This is a genomic window from Mucilaginibacter sp., assembly GCF_965200995.1.
In the GTDB taxonomy this organism is placed as follows: domain Bacteria; phylum Bacteroidota; class Bacteroidia; order Sphingobacteriales; family Sphingobacteriaceae; genus Mucilaginibacter.
In genome coordinates this window covers 2,939,154-2,958,675 of record NZ_OZ241743.1, presented here as the reverse complement: position 1 = coordinate 2,958,675, position 19,522 = coordinate 2,939,154, and the positions used below count along the sequence as shown (strand labels likewise).

Annotated in this window: 19 protein-coding genes; 10 read left to right on the top strand and 9 right to left on the bottom strand. The window is 48.2% G+C overall.

The annotated features are described in order from the left end of the window. Positions 1-58: 58 nt before the first annotated feature. Complete coding sequence (locus ACY652_RS13670) at positions 59-2,620, top strand: TonB-dependent receptor (RefSeq protein WP_462264939.1); 2,562 nt, start codon at positions 59-61, stop codon at positions 2,618-2,620. Between the two features lie 147 nt (positions 2,621-2,767). Here the strand turns inward: ACY652_RS13670 and ACY652_RS13665 are convergent, their stop codons facing one another. From ACY652_RS13665 to flxA, 8 genes are read right to left on the bottom strand one after another with little or no spacing between them, the layout of a single operon-like run. Further along, complete coding sequence (locus tag ACY652_RS13665; RefSeq protein WP_462264938.1) at positions 2,768-3,127, bottom strand: ApeI family dehydratase; 360 nt, start codon at positions 3,125-3,127, stop codon at positions 2,768-2,770. Next, positions 3,121-4,185 (bottom strand): beta-ketoacyl synthase chain length factor, encoded by a 1,065-nt coding sequence (locus ACY652_RS13660; protein ID WP_462264937.1) that lies wholly within the window; start codon positions 4,183-4,185, stop codon positions 3,121-3,123. The genes ACY652_RS13665 and ACY652_RS13660 overlap by 7 nt, the downstream gene beginning before the upstream one ends. 4 nt (positions 4,186-4,189) lie before the next feature. After that, the gene (locus tag ACY652_RS13655) at positions 4,190-5,389 is read right to left on the bottom strand and encodes a beta-ketoacyl-[acyl-carrier-protein] synthase family protein (protein WP_462264936.1); all 1,200 of its coding nucleotides are present in this window, start codon (positions 5,387-5,389) and stop codon (positions 4,190-4,192) included. Then, the gene (locus tag ACY652_RS13650) at positions 5,382-6,008 is read right to left on the bottom strand and encodes a hypothetical protein (protein WP_462264935.1); all 627 of its coding nucleotides are present in this window, start codon (positions 6,006-6,008) and stop codon (positions 5,382-5,384) included. Before ACY652_RS13650 ends, ACY652_RS13655 begins: the two co-directional genes overlap by 8 nt. Before the next feature lie 41 nt (positions 6,009-6,049). Then, complete coding sequence (locus ACY652_RS13645) at positions 6,050-7,204, bottom strand: beta-ketoacyl-[acyl-carrier-protein] synthase family protein (RefSeq protein ID WP_462264934.1); 1,155 nt, start codon at positions 7,202-7,204, stop codon at positions 6,050-6,052. Then, the gene (locus ACY652_RS13640) at positions 7,201-7,641 is read right to left on the bottom strand and encodes a 3-hydroxyacyl-ACP dehydratase (RefSeq protein ID WP_462264933.1); all 441 of its coding nucleotides are present in this window, start codon (positions 7,639-7,641) and stop codon (positions 7,201-7,203) included. Before ACY652_RS13640 ends, ACY652_RS13645 begins: the two co-directional genes overlap by 4 nt. A gap of 8 nt (positions 7,642-7,649) precedes the next feature. Then, a complete protein-coding gene (flxB, locus tag ACY652_RS13635; protein ID WP_462264932.1) occupies positions 7,650-8,378 on the bottom strand; it encodes a flexirubin biosynthesis SDR family reductase FlxB in 729 nt (242 codons plus the stop codon). 10 nt (positions 8,379-8,388) lie between these two features. Beyond that, a complete protein-coding gene (gene flxA / locus ACY652_RS13630; protein ID WP_462264931.1) occupies positions 8,389-9,933 on the bottom strand; it encodes a flexirubin biosynthesis tyrosine ammonia-lyase FlxA in 1,545 nt (514 codons plus the stop codon). 241 nt (positions 9,934-10,174) lie between these two features. On the opposite strand from flxA, the gene ligA reads away from it, so the two are divergent. After that, complete coding sequence (ligA, locus tag ACY652_RS13625; RefSeq protein ID WP_462264930.1) at positions 10,175-12,184, top strand: NAD-dependent DNA ligase LigA; 2,010 nt, start codon at positions 10,175-10,177, stop codon at positions 12,182-12,184. A gap of 352 nt (positions 12,185-12,536) precedes the next feature. Here the strand turns inward: ligA and ACY652_RS13620 are convergent, their stop codons facing one another. Next, positions 12,537-13,718, bottom strand: coding sequence for an asparagine synthetase B (locus ACY652_RS13620; protein WP_462268263.1), 1,182 nt, complete (start codon positions 13,716-13,718; stop codon positions 12,537-12,539). Between the two features lie 212 nt (positions 13,719-13,930). Between ACY652_RS13620 and ACY652_RS13615 the strand changes: the two genes are divergently transcribed. From ACY652_RS13615 to porG, 8 genes are all read left to right on the top strand, one after another. Beyond that, on the top strand, positions 13,931-14,368 hold the full coding sequence (locus ACY652_RS13615) for a peptidylprolyl isomerase (protein WP_462264929.1): 438 nt from the start codon (positions 13,931-13,933) through the stop codon (positions 14,366-14,368). Between the two features lie 96 nt (positions 14,369-14,464). Continuing rightward, positions 14,465-14,902 carry a DUF5606 family protein gene (locus ACY652_RS13610; protein ID WP_462264928.1) on the top strand — a complete coding sequence of 146 codons (438 nt, stop codon included), beginning with the start codon at positions 14,465-14,467 and terminating at the stop codon, positions 14,900-14,902. Between the two features lie 140 nt (positions 14,903-15,042). Further along, positions 15,043-15,801 carry an SDR family NAD(P)-dependent oxidoreductase gene (locus tag ACY652_RS13605; RefSeq protein WP_462264927.1) on the top strand — a complete coding sequence of 253 codons (759 nt, stop codon included), beginning with the start codon at positions 15,043-15,045 and terminating at the stop codon, positions 15,799-15,801. A gap of 26 nt (positions 15,802-15,827) precedes the next feature. Then, a complete protein-coding gene (locus ACY652_RS13600; protein ID WP_462264926.1) occupies positions 15,828-16,277 on the top strand; it encodes a GatB/YqeY domain-containing protein in 450 nt (149 codons plus the stop codon). Between the two features lie 115 nt (positions 16,278-16,392). Continuing rightward, positions 16,393-17,160 (top strand): alpha/beta fold hydrolase, encoded by a 768-nt coding sequence (locus ACY652_RS13595; protein WP_462264925.1) that lies wholly within the window; start codon positions 16,393-16,395, stop codon positions 17,158-17,160. A 3-nt stretch (positions 17,161-17,163) separates the two neighbouring features. Further along, the gene (locus tag ACY652_RS13590) at positions 17,164-17,823 is read left to right on the top strand and encodes a CBS domain-containing protein (protein ID WP_462264924.1); all 660 of its coding nucleotides are present in this window, start codon (positions 17,164-17,166) and stop codon (positions 17,821-17,823) included. A gap of 2 nt (positions 17,824-17,825) precedes the next feature. After that, positions 17,826-18,704, top strand: a complete 879-nt coding sequence (locus tag ACY652_RS13585; RefSeq protein ID WP_462264923.1) for an NAD kinase — start codon at positions 17,826-17,828, stop codon at positions 18,702-18,704. 9 nt (positions 18,705-18,713) lie between these two features. Further along, the gene (gene porG, locus ACY652_RS13580; RefSeq protein ID WP_462264922.1) at positions 18,714-19,505 is read left to right on the top strand and encodes a type IX secretion system protein PorG; all 792 of its coding nucleotides are present in this window, start codon (positions 18,714-18,716) and stop codon (positions 19,503-19,505) included. The last annotated feature ends 17 nt before the right edge of the window (positions 19,506-19,522 follow it).

Here is a 19,522-nt window from a genome sequence, read left to right as displayed (position 1 = left end):
CAGCCCATTACACCCATTCACTTTTATTTCTATGGCAAAACATTTACCCTGTATTATTATGTGCACACTGCTGATAAGTGCAGCCTTGCCGTTAACGGCACTTTCCCAGCAAAAGGCTAAAAGAGATACTGCCCGGCGCGATACTTCCAAAAATCAAAACTTGCAGGAGGTAGTGGTATCGGCTTCCCGTACTGCCGAAAGCATCTTGAAATCGCCGGTAAGTATTGAAAACGTAAGCGGGTTGTATTTCCGCAAATCCGCCTCTCCTTCGTTCTTTGATGCGCTCGAAAATGTAAAGGGCGTACAGCTGCTTACGCCCAGCCTGGGCTTTAAAATTATCAACACCCGTGGGTTTGCCAACACTACCAATGTGCGCTTTACCCAGCTGGTGGATGGCATTGATAACCAGGCACCGCATATTGGCGCCCCTATCGGCAATGCGATGGGCCCAAGCGACCTGGATATTGACCGGGTAGAAATCATTCCCGGCACGGCATCTGCCCTGTACGGCTTGAACGCCATTAACGGGCTGGCTAACATTATCACCAAAAACCCGTTCACCAGCACCGGGGTTACCTTACAGCAAAAAACAGGCGTTAACCACATCAGCGATCCTAACTCACCGGCTAAATTATTTTCTGAAAGCAGTTTCCTGATTGCTGAAAAGCTGTCGGACAGGTTTGCCTTCAAACTGAATGGCACTTACACTAAAGGTTACGATTGGATTGCCAATAACCATACGGACCTGAATGGCAGCGCCAATACCGGTGTAGGCATTTCCGGCGGTATCAATAACCCCGGCTATGACCCGGTGAATGGTTATGGCAATGAATCATCAGACCGCCGTACCATTACCCTCGGCGGCAAGCAGTATTCGGTAGCCCGTACCGGTTATGATGAAAAAGATGTAACCGATTATAATATTCAAAACATCAAGGCTGATGTAGGTTTATATTACAAATTCAGCCCGAAGACGACTATCAGCTACACATACCGTTTTGCCGATCTGGACAATGTATACCAACGCGCCAACCGCTTTGCTTTAAAAGATTATATCCTGCAGCAACATGCGGTAGAGGTAAAGAACGACATCTTTCAGGCCCGCGCCTTTGTAACGAGTGAAAATACCGGCAAATCCTATAACCTGCGTTCGGCTGCCGAGAACCAGGACCGTAATTTTAAGACCGATGATAAATGGTATGCCGATTATACTTCGGCCTACAACAGTTCCATTGCCGTACCGGGTACTACCACCATACAGGCGCTTAACCAGGCCCGCCAAACGGCTGATGCTGGCCGCTACCAGCCCGGTACTGCCGCTTTTGCCAGCAAATTAAAAGAACTGGCCGATGTAAATAACTGGGATATCGGCTCGGCGCTGCGTGTAAAGGATGATCTGTTTCATGTGGAGGGGCAGGTAGACATTACCAAAGCATTCGGCGCTGGTTTTAAACAAAAGACAGGTTTAGAATTGCTGGCCGGTGCCGACTTTCAGACATATATCATTCAGCCCGATGGTAACTACTTTATCAACCCGGCACCCGGTAAAACCTTTGATACCTTTACCTATGGTAAAACCGGCGGCTTTGTGCAGGCAGGTAAAAACCTGTTTAACGGTTTGCTACGCCTTACTGCCACGCTACGGGCAGACAAAAATGATTACTTTAAAATCAGGTATAACCCGCGCTTTACTGCGGTAATTACGCCGGGCACCGGGCAAAGCATCCGGTTCTCCTACCAAAGCGGCTCACGCTTTCCGAGCATATTCGAGGCGTTTTCCAACGTAAACAGCGGCGGCGTTAAACGCGTGGGCGGTTTAAAAGTAATGTCGAACGGTATATTTGAAAACGCTTATCTCCGAAGCTCGATTGACCGTTTCCAGGCAGCCGTTAAAAACGACTTTAATGCAGGCATGACTACCAACGCCGCCATTGAAAAGGAAAAAGGGCTGTTGATTAAAAACTATTACAGCTACGTAACCCCCGAACATATCAATTCCTTTGAAATGGGTTACAAGGGCTTATTCCTGAACCGCAACCTGCGGATAGATGCGGATTTTTACTACAACAAGTATAACAACTTTATTGCGCAGGTAGAGATGAATGTACCTAACACGGCCAAACCGGATTCCATCCCCTATTATTTGAACAACAAAAACCTGCAAAGCCGCTACCGCCTGTACACCAACTCACGTAGTGTAATCTACAATTACGGCGGTAGTTTCGGTGCCAGTTACTTCTTCTTAAACAAATATACCATCGGTGGTAATGTATCTTATGCCAAGCTGAGCCGTACTGAAAATTCGGATGGTTTTGAGGATGGATTCAATACGCCGGAGTGGCTCACCAACGTATCATTCGGCGGCGAACATGTGGTAAGTAACCTGAGTTTTAATGTTACTTACAAGCACCAGAGCAGCTATTACTGGCAATCGTTTTTAGTAAACGGTAATGTAAAGGCTTATGGCAACGTAGATGCACAGGTTAATTACGACTTTCTGCAAAGCAAACTGAACGCTAAATTAGGGGCCACCAACATCTTGAATAAATTTTACTATTCTTATTTAGGCGGACCGTCCATCGGCGGATTGTATTACCTGACCCTTACTTACCATTTGTAGTTTGTATTGGGTTATGCCAAAGCCCATATAGTTTAGGTGATTACATACGTCATTTAGACTGCATGGGCTTTTTGTTGAGAATTTCATGCAACAAATCACCCGTCATTTCTCCCTACGGTCGAAATGACGGGTTTTTATCGCTGGAACTTATCTGTACAATCCCTGAAACTTGAAATATATACTTTCGCCACTTAAGGAGGCAGCTACTTTGAGTAATTGCTCAGGCGTTGAAGTGTAAGTGATTTGCATCGACAGCACTTGCCCGGTTTTGGGTATTACCGGCACCATAAACTTCAAGTAGTCCGCTTTGATTAACTGTAATTCTTGCCGCAAGGCGGTTTGCAGTACATCTCTCACCAGTTGCAGCAGGCAGGCGCCGGGCACAATAGGCTGACCGGGATAATGTCCCTTAAAAATGGGATGCTGCGGATCAAACGAAACATCAGCCTGTATCTTGCCTTCGCTGCTTTTCAGTTTGGGAATATGATAAAAGCTGCCGTTTAACATGCCTTTAATAACATTAAAGTATGATACCTGTGCTGGTAATGATTGTAAATAAGCACCTGTTTTACCGGCAATGCAGGAGCCGGATTTATGTTCAGGGAAGGCGGTACATTACCCTCCTTTAACATAACCGCTGCCAACCATAAGGCAAAGGAAATAGAGGTAGGGTACTCCCCGCACAAGTGCTTGTATCCTGCAACAGGCACACCCGAAAAAATTCCTTGTTGCAATTGCTCATATATTTTATCATTTTCGGTATCACCGTTGTAGCCTGATATGATAAGGCCGATAGCTTCCGGCCGTAAATTTTGCTGTTCAAGAAAAGCTTTAATTTTTTCCTGAACCTCACTCCCGCTATCCATATTATAAAATGTTTCCATGGCATGTAATTCAGCCATGTTTTTCGTATCTGTAGCTGTAGTTAGGGTAAAGAAGGCGGTACCCTCACCGGCTATGGTGCCTTTCTGCCGGGTTTGCAATAATTGCAGGCTATTCCCTGCCGAACGGCGGTACAAACCAAAACGGTTTAAAATATCAAAGCTGATGTCGGTCAGTTCGTCGGCGCTGCCTACCAGGGCATTGCAAATTTCCTGTTCTTTGAATAGCAGCAGTGCATCCAGCAAAGCGCTCTCGAACGAGTGCCCCTGCTGGGTAAACGTATTGTTATAGTTATGGCACTGCAGACTAAGCGCTATCTGCGCCCCGATGGTATTATGAGTAGACTGTATGAACGAAGTTGGCGACAGCATTTGTTCTTCCTGCTCCACAATGCGGGTCAGGAAGATGCCGGTATCTTCGAGGCAGCCGTAGGCGGTGCCGGTAATAATGGCATCGGGCATATCTATACCGGCATCGCGCAGGCATTGCAGTGCGGCCGCTACGCCCAGTTTAATAACGCGGCTCATGCGGCGAATCAGCTTCGCATCAATATAGGACTTGTAATCCGGCGTTATAACTTTCAAGCGGTTGGTGGCATAGCCAACGGGTTGGGTGAGTAAGCCGGTGAAATTAAAGGTAGGCTGTGGCGAAATGCAGGCGGCAGAACGGATATAAATTTTCATCAGCCTAAATTTTAGAAAAGATTAAGGATGAACAGTTACCGCCAAAGCCAAAGGAGTTAGATAGTACGTGTGCTACCGGCTGGTGCTGAAAAGAAGTTTCGGGCACAATGTCCAAGCCTTCAATCGGGTCATTAAAACGCAGGTTAGGGTAGATAACGCTGTTGCGTATCGCCATCACCGAAAATACCGCCTCTACCCCGCCGCAGGCCCCCAGCGTATGCCCCGTAAATGATTTGGTGGAACTGAGCTTTGGCAGCATATCGCCGAACACGCGGCGTATGGCTGTACCCTCGGCCTGGTCGTTATTTTGGGTACCGGTGCCATGCAGGTTGATATAGCTGATATCGGCTGGCTGCAGCCCGGCACGCTGGAGCGCCCCGGTCATGGCCATATAAGAGCCGTTGCCATCGGGCGAGGAAGCCGTTTGATGATAGGCATCATTGGCATTAGCATAACCGCTTAATTGTGCGTACACCGGCTTGCTTAACGTTTGGGCTACGCGTTCTGATACCAGCACCATATAGCCCGCCCCCTCGCCTAAGTTCAGCCCGTTGCGGTGATCGTCAAAAGGCTTGCAGTACTGTCGGTCTAAAATCATCAGGGTATTAAAACCATTGAGGGTAAAGCGTGTCAGCGCGTCGGTGCCACCGGCTACGGCTACATCCAGCATCCCCTGCCGTATCATCCGCGCCGCCAGAAATATGGCATTGGCCGATGAAGAGCAGGCAGTGTTGATGGTTGTGATATAATCTTCAATGCCCAAGGCATTGGCCACGGCATAACTCACCGCGCCGCATTCGTGGTTCACCACATTGGCCAGCCGGCCTTTCTGGTGGTCGGGCATAAAGGCGTTATAAAACTGCTCCGTCTTATCCATCCCGCCCACGGTATTGGCCGATATAAAACCGGTACGCAGTTCGCCCCTGTTTGCAATACCCGCATCGGCCAGGGCTTCTTGTGCCGCCTTCAGGCTGAGCAGTGCGGTACGTGTAAGGTTAGCCGGAGCGCCGGTTTGCACAGCCAGTTCCTCGTTGCTTAGTTTCACTTCGGCCACCGGTATTACATTTTTATGGGCCGTTTCAAGGTAACGGATATCTGCCATACCGGCTTCGCCTTTGGCAAAGGCGGCCATACATTCGGCCACATTGTTGCCAATGGCCGTTACCGCACCCACACCGGCGATATATACCGGCGCTTTATTCATGGCTGTTATTCATTAAGGCAGTTAACTGCTTAGCCGTAAAAACCGCAGGGGTATAATCTCCGGCTTGCTCAACTAAAAACAGGCCCGACTGGTAATTTTGCCCCAGCGCCTCTACCCACCCGCAGATACAAGCCTGCAAAATATGGGCATCTAACAGCAGGTTTACCTGGGTTTCCAGTAATCCAACATTAAACTGTTCAGTTATAAAAAAAGCGTTCTCACCCTTGAATTTATGGCGGATGCAAATCTCGCCAATCACAATGTTAGGCAGGGTATACACAAACAGGGCCGGACTGGCGGCTTCGTTCATCGTATCCGAATACCGCAAATCGGCATCCAAACTGGAACTGGCGTTGCTCAATACTAACCCCACTTTTTCGGCTGTATATTTTTCTAAAAGCGGTTTGCCTTGCAGCAGCAGTTCGGCCGTAAGCCAGCCCAGCTTACTGAGGTTATCCATTTTGTAAAACTTGGGATAACTGAATTGAAAGTGCTGGTAAACCGACAGCAGAAAAGCGGACAGCTCAGTTTCGGCTGAACGATAAATCTGTACCCCATTCAAATGAACAGTGTAATTACTGATGATGCAGCTGCCGGTAATGAAATGTGGTTGGGCCAATGGCGTAAACGGTTTAAACGTGAACGTTCAAAAGTATCATTTTATTTGCTGAGCACCAGCGCCGCATTGCAGCCACCAAAACCCGATGCAGTTTTGAGCGCATGGCGCAGCGGCGCTGCAGTTAACCGGGTGTTTACATTAAGCGGCTGGGTAGTGCCTTGCGCTTCAAAACCTAATGAAGGCAGGATCACGTTTTCCTGCAGGCACCGGATTGCTGCCACCGTTTCAATCAGTCCGGCGGCACCTAATGTATGCCCGTAATTCGGTTTCAGGCTGAAAAGCGGCGCCTGGCTTAAGCCAGCTATGCCGATGGCGCTGGCTTCCATTTCATCATTGTAAGGGGTAGCCGTACCATGCGCCGAAATCAGGCTGATGTCTTGGGGCCCGATACCGGCCACCCTAACCGCCTCACTGATGGCGAAGCCCAGTTCCTGCCCCGTGCGCGACGGGCCCGAAATATGATTAGCATCGTTACTGGTAGTGCCGCCTGTTACACGTACATCGTCCTCCTGCTGCCGCTGGGTGCTCAGTACTATTGTACCTGCACCCTCGCCTAAGTTGAGGCCGTTGCGGGCTTTATCAAACGGCTTGCACTGCTCGCTGCTGAGTGCCTGAAAGGATTGAAAACCGGTAACCACAAACCGGGATACTTCATCGGCCCCGGTAACCACCGCCTGCCGGTACTTGCCGCTTTGCAGCAGGCGCATTCCGGTTAGGATGCCCAGCACTCCCGAAATACAGGCGTTGGAAACGATCAGCGGTTCGTTAACGAACCCGAAGTGTTGCTGAACCAACCGGCCCGAAGTATGCAGCGCTACCCGCTGCTGCAGGTTGGGGCGGTGAGGCTCCTGTTCCAGTAAACTGATATTACCTTTAGTGGAACAGATAATCAGGATGGTTTCCGGCCCGGTAATATCAATAGTACAATGCTGCAATGCCTCGTTAACGGAACCAATAAGCAACTGCTCATATTTGGTATAAGTGCCTTGCAGCGCAAATGCCCATTGCGTATTCGCTTCAAACAATGACGCCGCTACCGGCTGTGCAGACAGTGATGGCTGATGATGAACCTTAACGCCGGATGCACCTGCCTTGAGCTGCTCAAAATTTACAGCCGTAGTGGCACCCAGCGGTGACAGAATATTATCTGCAATGATAAAAACATCTGGCTTTGATACAATTGGTGCCTCACTCATGCTTCGCTCTCCTCTCCTGCTGATGCAATTACCACATTCATTTCACAACCGGCAATCAATATTTCATTGCACCATACCTTAGCAGATATGATGGTGGTATTAAAAATCTCGTCTTCAATGGTAATCTCCGTCAGCAGTTCGCTGCCAGCTTCGGGCAATTGAGTAATTTCCAGTTTTTTTATGGTGGTGATAAAGCCGTTGGCTACCACCCGGTTTTCCAATTTTGCCTGATACCCTGCCCTCACTGCGGCTGTCTGCGCCATGTTTTCTACCAGCCCGGCTTCGGTGAGTATACCGTTTTCCACCAGTACATGGTTTTCATCGATATAGAAACGTGTGCGGGCAGTTGCCCCTTCTACCGAGAGCAGTTCGCTCACCAGGACGAAAGGCGGCTTTTGCGGTATCAGTTGGGTGATGGATTGATCGGGCAGCATCATATAATTTATCAGGAATACAGTCCACCATTTACAGACAAGACCTGACCGGTGATATAAGCTGCTTTATCTGATGCCAGAAAGGCGACAGCGTAAGCCACTTCTTCCGGCTTGCCGAACCGACGGGCCGGTACCAGGTTACGCAACTCTTTCTCGTCCATACCTTCGGTCATATCGGTTTTAATGAAACCCGGCGCTATGGCATTTACGGTGATGCCGCTGCGGGCCACTTCCTGCGCCAGCGCCTTGGTGGCACCAATTACCCCGGCCTTAGCTGCCGAATAATTGGTTTGCCCCGGCAAGCCTTTCAACCCGGATAATGATACCACATTAATGATGCGGCCATAGCGTTTCTCCTGCATTTGGCCCAGCACCAGGCGGGTGGTATAAAAAAAGCCGTTGAGGTTGGTATCCACTACGCTGCTCCACTGCTCATCTTCCATCCAGCCAAACAGGGCATCATTGCGGATGCCTGCGTTGTTGACCAGCACCTCGATGGTTTTATCGGTATTATTAGTTAGCCACGTGCCTAACACCTGTCGTGTTGCCTCTTTATCAGCTACATCAAAGGGCAGCAGTTCGCCGCTCTCACCTTCCATTTGTACCAAATTCAGCGTTTGTTCGGCTTCCGTTTGGTTGCTTTTATAATTAATAAGTAGATAGTAGCCCTGCCGGGCCAGCTCCACACAAATGGCGCGGCCTATTCCGCGCGAACCTCCGGTTACTAATGCACACTTCATGGCTGTATGACTAAAATTTTAAGGTCGGCTCTGCTGTTTCCAAATATTCACGTACCTTTTTCAAATCCGGGTAGCGGGGCTGGTCTTCCACAAATTTAGGGAAGATGATACGCGCTTCGTCAAATAACGTTTTTGAGGCGGATGATAGTCTGTCCCGGCAACCTAAATAATCTACGGCCTGCAATAAGGTCATTAACTGAATGGTCAGTACCTCAAATGAGTTTTGAATCACCTTACTGGTCATCAGCGCCGCATTGCAGCCCATGCTTACAATATCCTGGTTATCGTTATTGTTCGGGATGGTATGCACATACATCGGAAACGACAGGGTTTGGTTTTCGGCCACGGTAGACACCGCAGTAAACTGCACACCCTGCATCCCAAAATTAAGCCCCAGCACACCCAGGTTCAAAAAGGGCGGAAATTTACCGTTCAGTTTTTGGTTCAGCAGATAATTCAACTGCCGTTCTGAAAGTTGAGATAGCCGGGTAATGGCAATCTTTAGCTTATCCATTTCCAGCGAAACATAATCGCCATGAAAATTGCCGCCGTGGTACACATGCTGATTTTCCACATCCACCACCGGGTTATCATTGGCCGAGTTCAGCTCATTCACCAACACCTCGCGCGTTTGCACAATGGTATCGTACACCGGCCCCAGTATCTGGGTAACGCAGCGCAGTGAGTAATATTCCTGCACCTTATCTTCAAATACTTCCTTGTCCAGCTTATCCGGATTGTACAGGTGCTCCGAGCGGTCGCGGATCATGCCGCTGTCCTGCAGCGACTTCTGCATCATGGCGGCAATGCGTTGCTGACCGGGGTGCAGCTTCACCCGGTTCAGCTCATGCGAAAAGTGATCATTATAGGCCTCCACCACCTCATTGGTTAGTGCCGAAAGCAGCACCTGCCATACCAATAACTTCTGCGCCTGTATCACATTGATCAGCCCGATACCCGTCATGGCCGATGTGCCGTTCAGGATAGCCAGCCCTTCGCGCAGGCGTATGGTGAGCGGCTGTATGCCCTGCTGTTTAAACAGTTCGGCAGCCGGGTAAATCTCTCCTTCAAACGCTACATCTCCTTCGCCAATCAGCATTAACCCGAGGTGGGCCAGTTGAACTAAATCGCCGCTGGCACCTACGCCGCCATGCTCGTAAATACAGGGGGTGATGTTTTTGTTGATGAGGGTGGTGAGCAAATCTATCACCTCAGTATGCACACCGGAAAAACCCTGTAAAAAGCTGTTCAGCCGGGCCACCATCAGCGCCTTAGCCAGGTGGACGGGTATCAGCTTGCCGCTGCCGGATGAATGGCTGCGGATGAGGTTGTACTGTAGTTGAAGCAAATTTTCGTCACTCACCTTATATTGCGCCATCGGCCCGAAGCCGGTATTGATGCCATATATCAGTTTGTTGGATGAAAAGCCGGTAAGAAAATCATAACTGGCAGCCACTTTTTCTACGGCAGCCGCATCAAGCGTTAACGTTTCGTTATGGTAAAGAATATTAAAAAAAGTTTCTAATGAAAGCGTGTTTTTGCCAACACTTGCCATAGGCCCGGATGTTTATTAAATAAATACTCTTGTTGCAGGCGGTAAAAATAGTAAATAATTTAAGACCCCTCCCAACCCTTTCAGCCCCCTCTAAATCTCCCCCTGAAAGGGAGACTTTTAACTTGCTTTAACTTTTTCAGAAGCCCTCCCTGCCGGGGAGGGTTTGAGTGGGGCTTGCAGGCTTGACTTGTTTAGATTTTATTCTTTTACCAACACGCACTTATCCGCTATCTTAGCGGCTATGTTATTCCCGGATGTTCAACGCCAGATAGCCGATTTAACGGCAGAACTAAAACAGCACAATTATAACTATTATGTGCTGGCCCAGCCCACCATCAGTGATTATGATTTCGACCGGAAACTGCAGGAACTGGCCCGGCTGGAAAAGGAACACCCGGAATTAGCCGATCCCTCCTCGCCTACCCAGCGTGTGGGCGGTGAGGTTACCAAGGAATTTCAGACCGTTAAACATCGCTGGCCGATGCTGTCGCTGGGTAATACGTACAATGCGGATGAATTGCATGATTTTGATCAGCGTATACGCAAGGCCATAGGTGATAACTTTGAGTATGTGTGTGAACTGAAGTTCGATGGCCTGTCCATGAGCATGACCTACGAGAACGGCAAACTGGCCAGGGCCGTAACCCGCGGTAACGGCACTGAGGGCGACGATGTAACCACCAATGTGCGCACCATTCACAGCGTGCCCAAGCAGTTGGGGAGCGGCAATTACCCCGACCTGTTCGAAATAAGAGGCGAAGTACTGATGCACCGAAAAGCTTTCGAACGGCTGAATAATGAGCGCATTGAGAGTGGAGAGATGGCCTATGCCAACCCGCGCAACTTCGCCTCGGGGACAATGAAGCTACAGGATTCTGCCGAGGTGGCCCGCCGCCCGCTGGACTGCTTTCTATATTTTTTGTACACACCTAAACCACTATTCAAAACGCATTGGGAAAGCCTGCAGGCGGTTAAAAGCTGGGGTTTCCATGTAAGCGAACATACCCGGCTTTGCAAAAATCTGGATGAGGTATCGGCCTTTATTAACGAGTGGGACGAAAAACGTTTCGACTTGAGTTTTGATATCGACGGTATTGTGCTGAAAGTGAATAATTATGCCCAGCAAGAGGAATTGGGCTTCACGGCCAAAGTACCCCGTTGGGCCATTGCCTACAAATACAAAGCCGACCGGGTGGAAACTGTATTGGAAGATGTGGAGTACAACGTAGGCCGCACCGGCGCGGTAACCCCGGTAGCCCATTTAAAGCCGGTACTGCTGGCCGGCACTACCGTAAAGCGGGCCACCCTGCATAATGCCAATGAAATATTACGACTGGATTTGCACGAGGGCGATTCGGTTTATGTAGAAAAGGGCGGTGAAATTATCCCTAAAATTATTAGCGTAAATCCGGATAAGCGCAAGCCGGGTGCACCGCCGGTAACCTACCGTACCACCTGCCCTGTCTGTAAAACTCCACTGGAACGTAAAGAAGGTGAAGCAGCCTTCTACTGCCCCAATGATGAGGGCTGCCCGCCGCAGATTGTAAGCCGGATGCAGCACTTTGTAAGCCGAAGAGCCATGAACATTGATGGCTTGGGCGATGAAACCATTGAAACCCTGTACCAGCGGGGCTTCCTCAAACACATCAGCGACATGTATAACTTGCACCTGCACCGTGAAGCATTGATGCAGATGGACAGGTTTGGTGAGAAATCCATCATCAATATGCTGGACGGTATTGAAAAATCAAAGCAGATGCCGTTTGAAAAGGTGCTGTTTGGTTTGGGTATACGCTATGCAGGCGAAACCGTTGCCCGCAAACTGGTAGCCTATTTTAAAAATATCGACCGCCTGAAAGCCGCCACTTTAGAAGAACTGACCGCCGTGGATGAAATTGGCGGCCGCATTGCCGAAAGCCTGATTACATATTTTAGCGGTGAGGTGCACTGGCAGGAAATTGAGAAACTGCGCAGCGCCGGCCTGCAGTTGATAACCGAAGAAAAAGAAGTAACCTTAGCCAGCGACAAGCTAAGCGGTAAAACCTTTCTGATTTCCGGCACCTTCGAAAAGCATTCCCGCGAGGAACTAAAGGAACTGATTGAGCAGAATGGCGGCAAAATGTTGAGTAGTATTTCGGCCAAACTCAACTATCTGGTGGCCGGCGATAATATGGGGCCATCGAAATTAGAAAAAGCTAATAAACTGAACATTCCGTTAATTAGCGAGGATGAGCTGGCGGCAATGTTGTAGAAAATAAGTTATTATTTTCTACAACATTTTCTTTATAAACACGTCATTTCGACCGTAGGGAGAAATCTTCTTCGGGCGACTCGTTTACGGCAGAAGATTTCGGCATTTATGTATAAAGATACCCTTACATATATGTATAGAATAGTGTATAAATACCAGTTGTCATAGCGAGGGACGAAGCAATCTCGTCGTAAATTAAGCGAACAAGCATAGCGACAGGATTGCTTCGTTCCTCTCAATGACACGGTTAGGTTAAATTATACCTGAATACTGAAATCTTCTTTGAGCAGCCGGTCTGCAGCAGAAGATTTCTCCCTGCGGTCGAAATGACTTAATAAAAAGCCAATTCTGATCAAGTCTTCTGTTTTTTCTTGTGCGCGGCCGGGAAAAGCACATTATTCAAAATCAGCCGGTAGCCGGGCGAGTTGGGGTGCAGCTTCAGGTCAGTAGGCGGGTCGCCTATGGCATGCTGGTAATCCTCCGGGTCATGGCCGCCGTAAAAGGTCCACTGCCCCTTGCCATATTCGCCATGAAGGTAGCGGGCTTCGTTGGCGGTTTTCAATTCGCCCATCACCGTTACATCAGGCTTCAGGTAGTTTTTGTTGAAGGCCGTAGTTAAGCCCATGAAGCCTTTAATAATTTTGTCATGGTTTTGGGTAAGCATACTGGGCACCACATCCCACTTGGCCGAAAAATCAAACAAGCTGAAAAAATCCTGTGAGCGGTCTACCTGCCGGGTAGGCGTAACATCAATACTGCTGAACTGGTGCGAGTAGGGGCTACGGTCGAGTGTAAATTTCTGAAAGGCGAAGGTCTGGCTAAAATCCAGTTTGGCCTGCGCATCAGGGTCGGCGCCGTCGCCGTCAAATATACTTTCACAAATATCGGTATTCCCGGCGGCCAGTGCTATGTCCAGGGTTTCGGTGCCCGAACACATGGCGAACATAAAGCCGCCGCCGGCACAAAAATCGCGGATGTGCTGCGCCACGGCCAGTTTCATTTTTGATACTTTGGTAAAGCCTAACTTACGGGCTGTTGCTTCCTGATTTCTTACGTCCTCAACATACCAGGGCGCATAGCGGTAAGTACCGTAAAATTTACTGTATTGCCCGGTAAAATCCTCGTGGTGCAGGTGCAGCCAATCGTATTTAGGCAGTTCGCCCTTAATCACTTCCTCATCGTAAATTACCATGTAGGGTATTTCTGCGTACTTCAGTACCAGCGTAACGGCATCATCCCAGGGCAGTTTGCTTTTGGGCGAATACACCGCCATTTTGGGCGCTTTCTGCAGTTTTACCACATCCATATTTACGGAAGGGTCAGTAATTTCGGCAATGATGGCGGTAGCTCTGGCATCGGCAATCACCTCGTAGCTTACACCGCGTATCTTGCATTCGTTCTCGGTTTGCTGGTCATAGGTGGTCATGAAACTGCCGCCCCGGTAGTTGAGCAGCCAGCTGACCTCTGCATTTTTTTGCAGCGCCCAGTAGGCAATGCCGTAAGCCTTCAGGTGGTCTTTCTGCGCCTCGTCCATCGGGATCAATAGTGATGCCGCCCGGCTGAGGATTGGCAGCAGCAGTAATATCCAGGCGAAAGCAATTTTAACGGACAGTTTTGGCGGCACGTATGAAGATTGAGTATGTATTTCAAAGGTAACGATTAATTGGCTAAGCTATTATCGGCCCGAAAAGTTTAAGGTATGCGGGCAAATGGTTACCTTTGCATTCTTAAAAATTAAAATTTACCATGAGCAAAGCCATCATAAAAACTGATAAAGGCGACATGACCGTTCAGTTTTACGACAAAGATGCCCCTAACACCGTAGCTAACTTTTTAAAGCTGGCCAAATCCGGCTTTTATAACAATGTAGCGTTCCACCGCGTAATCCCGAATTTTGTGGTACAGGGCGGCGACCCAACCGGTACCGGCGCTGGCGGCCCCGGCTATAAAATTGATTGCGAACTGACCGGCGAAAACCAGTATCACGACCGTGGCGTACTCTCTATGGCGCATGCCGGCCGCAATACCGGCGGTTCACAGTTCTTCATCTGCCACAGCCGTGCCAATACTGCCCACTTGGACCGTAACCATACCTGCTTTGGCAAAGTTGTGGAAAATGTAGATGTAGTAGACGACATCCGCCAGGGCGACAAGATTTTAGGCGTAGAAGTAATAGAGGAATAATTAATGAGCGGAGCGTAAGGAGCAAAGAGCGGATATGTTTTTTTAATTAAACAATTCCGCTCTTCGCTCTTTCCTCCCCGCTCTACAACAAAAAAGATGAATTTACAAGCAATAGTAGCCGTTTCGGGCAAGCCGGGATTGTGGCGCGCATTGTCGCAAAATAAGACCGGGTTTATCTTAGAGAGCCTGGATGCGCAAAAAACCAAGCTGGTAGCTAATCTGGCCACGTCAAAGTTGGCCGCATTAGATGAAATTACCGTTTTTGGTAACGATGAAGACCTGAAGCTGACCGGCATATTCGAGGCCATGAAGGAAATTGGTAACGTGCCCGATGCTAAGGCTGACGGCAAGGCATTACGCGCCTACTTCCGCGAAGTAGCGCCAGAACATGACGAGGATAAGGTATATGCTTCGGATATGAAAAAAATTGTATCCTGGTACCACATCCTGAAAGATTTGACTTCGTTTAATGAGGTTGAGCCTGAAAGCGGCACGCCCGAAACCGTTGGTACAGAAACAAAAGAAGCTGAGTAATTACTCAGCTTCTTTTGTTTTGAAGCAGGGTGCAGTGACATTAAGTTCCTACCCTCAACTTATCTCGATACCGGCGCTGGCTTCACACTCATTACTTAATAAAAAAAACATAATTTCGCTGCCATTAGTTACTCTTACCTATGGCTAAAATTGCACTTATTACAGGCGCAACCGCCGGCATTGGCGAAGCTTGCGCACACCTGTTTGCCCGCGAAGGTTACCACCTGATTTTAACCGGCCGCCGGCATGACCGGCTTGACCGCCTTGCGCAGACATTAAATACCCAATACAACGTTGAAATAGCCGTTTCTCCCTTTGATGTGCGCAACCGCACGCAGGTGGTAAACGCACTCAATAGTTTGCCTGAGCAGTGGAAACGTGTTGATGTGCTCATCAACAACGCCGGGCTGAGTCAGGGGCTTGATCCGATCCATAAAGGTGATTATGATGATTGGGATACCATGATTGACACCAATGTAAAGGGCCTGCTGTATGTAAGCAAGCTGGTAGCCAACTGGATGATTGACAGTAAAGGCGGCCATATTGTAAATGTGAGTTCCATAGCGGCCAAAAACGTGTATGCCAACGGCAGCGTTTACTGTGCCAGCAAAGCCGCGGTAGATGCCCTTAACCAGGGCATGCGTATAGATTTGCTGCCTTATGGTATACGGGTATCGGGCATTTTCCCCGGAGCGGTAGATACCGAATTTTCTGAAGTGCGGTTCAAAGGCGACAAGGAGCGGGCAAAAAAGGTATACGAAGGTTTTAAGCCATTGGCAGCAGCAGATGTGGCCGATGCTGTATACTATATGGTAAGCCGCCCTGCCCATATCAATATAAACGAATTGATACTGATGCCAACCGCACAGGCCAACGCCACTACCATTCACCGTAAATAACCGGATAAACTGAATTTAAAAGCAACATGTCATTAATTACAATCATAGACCAGGATATTAAAAAAGCCATGCTGGCAAAGCAGGAGGCGCGCCTGCGCGGTTTGCGGGCCATAAAATCGGCGCTGCTGCTGGCACGTACCGAAAAGGGCGCTGCTGATGAAGTAAGCGGGGAAGCCGAAATTAAAGTATTGCAGCGGCTGGTTAAACAGCGTAAGGAATCGGCTGATATTTATAAAACGCAAAACCGCCAGGACCTGTACCAGATTGAAATAGAAGAGCAGCAGGTAATTGAAGAGTACCTGCCTAAACAAATGGACCGCGCCGGGGTGGAAAGCTACCTGAAGGAACTAATTGGCCGGGTAGGGGCAAAATCAGTAAAAGATATGGGCAAGGTAATGGGGGCGGCCAACAAAGAGCTGGCCGGTAAGGCCGATGGCAAAACCATATCAGAAGTGGTGAAACAATTATTGGCCTGAAAAACCGGTATGCATTGTAACTCGTTAACAAACATTTAAATTTATACCTACTACTAATGCCGTATACCTATATTGCGGCTGTAGTACACATCAAACACGACCTTAGATACAGGATATGAGTTATTTGCTTAAAGAGGAGCATGGGTTTAAATACATCGATGAAGGCGAAGGCAGCGTTTTACTGTTGTTGCATGGCCTGATGGGCGCTTTAAGCAATTGGGAGGATGTGATTAATGAGTTTAAAGCAGAGTACCGGGTAATTATTCCTATACTGCCTATTTACGAATTGCCGCTGCTTACCACCGGGGTAAAAACCTTATCAAAGTTTGTACACAAGTTTGTGAAGTTTAAAAAACTCGACAGCTTTGTTCTGCTCGGTAACTCATTGGGCGGCCACGTAGCCTTAATTTACTGCCTGGCACACCTGGAACGGGTGAAGGCGCTTGTGCTTACCGGCAGTTCAGGCCTGTACGAGAATGCTTTTGGCGGTTCATTTCCCCGCCGCGAGAACTACGATTTTGTGAAGGAAAAAGTAGAATACACTTTTTACGATCCGGCAACGGCTACCAAGGAATTAGTGGATGATGTGTACCAGACCATTAATGACCGCACAAAGGTGATTCGTATACTGGCTATGGCCAAATCAGCCATCAGGCATAATATGGCTAAGGATGTACATAAGATAAAAATTCCGGTCTCACTGATTTGGGGCAAGAACGATAAGATTACCCCGCCCGATGTGGCCGAAGAGTTTAATGTTCTACTGCCCGACTCAGAACTGCACTGGATAGACCAATGCGGGCATGCAGCCATGATGGAGCAGCCTGCCGAGTTTAACCGGGTAGTGCGCGCATTTCTGGAAAAGTTGAAACTTAAAATGTAAGGTATGCTGGCTATTGAATTAGTTACCGACGCTGTATTGCCTGTCCATCTTGAGGATACGGTGCAAAAAGTATTGGACCGTATGGTGGAATTTCGGGTACGGCACATGCCGGTGACTAATGAACAGCAGTTTACAGGCATGATTACCGAAAGCGACTTATTTCAACATGGTCCCCAGGAACTGGTAAGTTCTCTTACTATAGGCCTGATGACGGCTTATGTAACCGAAGACCAGCACATCTACGATGTTATACGCTTGTTTCATGAACAACAGCTTACCTTAGTGCCGGTATTAAGTGCAGCCAAAAACTATTTAGGTGTGGTAAGCCTTAACCGCATGAACGATTACTTTGCCGAAATTACAGCTGCGGATGCACCCGGCGGAGTAGTAGTGCTGGAGGTGGACAGCCGTAATAATTCGCTGGCCCACATGGCCCAGATTGTAGAATCGGACAATGCGCAGGTGCTAAGTTCCTACGTGCGCTCTTTTGCTGACTCTACCCGGATGGAAGTTACCTTAAAATTGAATAAAACCGATTTATCGGCCATTAATGCTGCTTTTTTGCGGTATGATTACGATGTAAAAGCACTATTCAATGGCGAAAATAATGACGATGACACCTTCGACCGTTATAACTCTTTCATGAATTATCTTGATTTTTAACCATGAGAGTAGCAGTATACGGCAGGCAGTTTAATGATTCGGGATTGCCGTTTGTGCAGGAACTGTTTGATAGCCTGGCATCGCATCAGGTAGAAATTTGTGTGCACCGGCAACTTTACGGTTTCCTTCAGGATAAAATTAATACGGTTACCTACACAAACCTCAGCGCCGACCAGCAGCTTAAAGGCTATATCGACCTGTTTATCAGCGTGGGCGGTGATGGTACCCTGCTGGACACAGTAAGCATTATACGCGACAGCGGCATACCGGTAGTGGGTATAAACTTTGGCCGCTTAGGCTTTTTGGCCAGTGTAAACAAAAATGATATTGCTGCCGCGGTTCATGCCTTGGTTACTAACCAGTATACGTTAGACAGCCGTACATTACTCCAGGTTAAATCAGAACCGCAGTTGTTCGGCGACTGTAATTTTGCCCTTAACGATGTTACCATTCATAAGCGGGATGATGCCGCCATGATTACCATGCATGCTTATCTTAACGGCGAATTTCTGAATTCATATTGGGGCGATGGCATTATCATTTCTACGGCTACCGGTTCTACCGCTTACTCGCTTAGTTGCGGGGGGCCTATCATATATCCGCAAGCCAACAGCATTGCGGTAACACCGGTGTCGCCCCACAATCTTAATGTAAGGCCAATCATCTTGCCGGATGATGCCGTGCTATCCTTTGAGGTAGAAACCCGCAGTGCCAATTACCTGGTATCCTGCGATTCGCATACGGAGGTGATTGAGGATTCTATCAAGCTGGATGTTTGTAAAGCTAATTTTAAACTGAATTTGATCCGCCTGAATAATGAAAGTTACCTGGCAACGTTAAGAAGCAAATTATTGTGGGGTTTAGATGCCCGCAATTACTAAATTTGCTTGATGCCCAAACTCTGGTTAGCTGCAATTTTACTGTTCATTAACTTTAACGCAAAAGCCCAAACCTGGGAAATTGGCTTTATGGGCGGAGGTGCAGGCTATATTGGCGATTTAAACCCCACCAATCCGGTAAAGTTTAGCGGTGCCAGTGCCGGAGGTTATATTAAGCGCAATTTTAACGGTTATTTATCTTTAAAGGCCAATGCAGCAGTGGGGCGTATTGGCGCAGATGACCGCGAATCTGATAATGCACAATTATACAACCGTAACCTTAGCTTTTACAGTCGGCTGGACGAAATAAGCCTGATTGGCGAACTGAACTTTTTTAAGTACATTCCTGACGTAAGCAAAAGCCGCTTTACCCCTTATATATATGCCGGCATAGGCATGGTACATTTTAATCCGCGTACCGTTTATCAGGGAGATATGTACTATTTGCGCCCACTTACCACCGAAGGGCAAAGCCGGCAATACAACAATAAGGTGCTTACTATACCCTACGGTGCAGGTGTTAAATACAACATTGCCGGTAAAATTACTTTAGGTGCCGATATTGGCTACCGCAGGCCCAATACCGACTACCTGGATGATGTAAGCGGTTTGTATGCCGACAGAACTTTACTAAATAACAACGTATCACGTGCACTGGCCGACCGTTCGGGTGAGCGCACAGGCGTATACACTGGTGTGGCCGGTACCCAGCGTGGCGACTTACGCCGTTACGACCAATATTTTTTTATGCACCTTACCGTTGCCTTTACTTTTGTAACTCAACGCTGTTATTTTGAGAATTAAATTCTGATAAATAAATT

Coding starts and splice junctions, on each gene's coding strand:
- ACY652_RS13645 (WP_462264934.1), bottom strand. CDS start 7,204: ATGAGTGAGGCACCAATTGTATCAAAGCCAGATGTTTTTATCATTGCA.
- ligA (WP_462264930.1), top strand. CDS start 10,175: ATGTTATTCCCGGATGTTCAACGCCAGATAGCCGATTTAACGGCAGAA.
- flxA (WP_462264931.1), bottom strand. CDS start 9,933: ATGGCAAGTGTTGGCAAAAACACGCTTTCATTAGAAACTTTTTTTAAT.
- ACY652_RS13655 (WP_462264936.1), bottom strand. CDS start 5,389: ATGAATAAAGCGCCGGTATATATCGCCGGTGTGGGTGCGGTAACGGCC.
- ACY652_RS13605 (WP_462264927.1), top strand. CDS start 15,043: ATGGCTAAAATTGCACTTATTACAGGCGCAACCGCCGGCATTGGCGAA.
- ACY652_RS13600 (WP_462264926.1), top strand. CDS start 15,828: ATGTCATTAATTACAATCATAGACCAGGATATTAAAAAAGCCATGCTG.
- ACY652_RS13640 (WP_462264933.1), bottom strand. CDS start 7,641: ATGATGCTGCCCGATCAATCCATCACCCAACTGATACCGCAAAAGCCG.
- ACY652_RS13665 (WP_462264938.1), bottom strand. CDS start 3,127: ATGTTAAACGGCAGCTTTTATCATATTCCCAAACTGAAAAGCAGCGAA.
- ACY652_RS13585 (WP_462264923.1), top strand. CDS start 17,826: ATGAGAGTAGCAGTATACGGCAGGCAGTTTAATGATTCGGGATTGCCG.
- ACY652_RS13615 (WP_462264929.1), top strand. CDS start 13,931: ATGAGCAAAGCCATCATAAAAACTGATAAAGGCGACATGACCGTTCAG.
- porG (WP_462264922.1), top strand. CDS start 18,714: ATGCCCAAACTCTGGTTAGCTGCAATTTTACTGTTCATTAACTTTAAC.
- ACY652_RS13620 (WP_462268263.1), bottom strand. CDS start 13,718: ATGGACGAGGCGCAGAAAGACCACCTGAAGGCTTACGGCATTGCCTAC.
- ACY652_RS13660 (WP_462264937.1), bottom strand. CDS start 4,185: ATGAAAATTTATATCCGTTCTGCCGCCTGCATTTCGCCACAGCCTACC.
- ACY652_RS13610 (WP_462264928.1), top strand. CDS start 14,465: ATGAATTTACAAGCAATAGTAGCCGTTTCGGGCAAGCCGGGATTGTGG.
- ACY652_RS13590 (WP_462264924.1), top strand. CDS start 17,164: ATGCTGGCTATTGAATTAGTTACCGACGCTGTATTGCCTGTCCATCTT.
- ACY652_RS13670 (WP_462264939.1), top strand. CDS start 59: ATGTGCACACTGCTGATAAGTGCAGCCTTGCCGTTAACGGCACTTTCC.
- flxB (WP_462264932.1), bottom strand. CDS start 8,378: ATGAAGTGTGCATTAGTAACCGGAGGTTCGCGCGGAATAGGCCGCGCC.
- ACY652_RS13595 (WP_462264925.1), top strand. CDS start 16,393: ATGAGTTATTTGCTTAAAGAGGAGCATGGGTTTAAATACATCGATGAA.